General features: G+C 66.7%; 1 protein-coding gene. It reads right to left on the bottom strand.

Annotated elements, in window-relative coordinates:
* A partial coding sequence (locus tag A8G08_RS24745) for a phosphopantetheine-binding protein (RefSeq protein WP_157108784.1) occupies nucleotides 1–821 on the bottom strand: 821 nt, incomplete at both ends.

The raw sequence follows: 821 nt of genomic DNA, 5'->3' as shown, positions 1-821 counted from the left end.
CGTCCGCTGCTCGAACACGTCACGCGGGGTGAACCTGATCCCCCGCGCCCGCGCCCGGGACACGAACTGGATCGACACGATGCTGTCGCCGCCGAGAGCGAAGAACGAATCATCGACACTGACCGACTCGAGACCGAGGACCTCGGCCATGACCTCGGCAATACCCTGCTCGAGGGGGGTGGACGCGGCGCGGAACTCGACCGACTCGAATACCGGCGCCGGCAACGCATTACGGTCCAGCTTGCCCGCCGGGGTGAGCGGTAGCTGCTCGATCACCATGAACGCCGAAGGCACCATGTAACCGGGCAACCGGTCCCCGGCGAACTTCGCCAGCGCCACCGAGTCGAGCGCTGCACCCTCGACCGGCTGCACATACGACACCAGAACCGTCGCACCCGAATCCAGCTGACGACCCACGGTCACTGCGAATCCGACCGACTCGTGCGACGCAAGGACTGCGTCGATCTCGCCGAGCTCGATGCGCTGACCGCGCAGCTTCACCTGGAAGTCGGAGCGGCCCACGTACTCCAATTCGGGAGTGGAGCGCGCGAAGCGACCCTGCTGTGGAGCCTTCCAGCGGACAAGGTCACCGGTGCGATACAGGCGCCCGCCCGTCGAGTCGAACGGGTTCGCGATGAACCGCTCCGCCGACAGATCCGCGCGGCCCTGATAGCCGCGCGCCAACTGCGAGCCCGCCACATACAACTCGCCCGCGACCCCGAACGGCACCGGACGCAACCGCGAATCCAGGACATAAACCTGGGTGTTCCATACCGGCGAACCGATCGGCACCACCGACACATCCGCATCGGCCACCGTGC

The sequence above is a fragment of the Aldersonia kunmingensis genome (assembly GCF_001646865.1).
GTDB classification, from domain to species: Bacteria; Actinomycetota; Actinomycetes; order Mycobacteriales; family Mycobacteriaceae; genus Aldersonia; species Aldersonia kunmingensis.
This window is presented reverse-complemented; position numbering and strand designations above follow the sequence as displayed.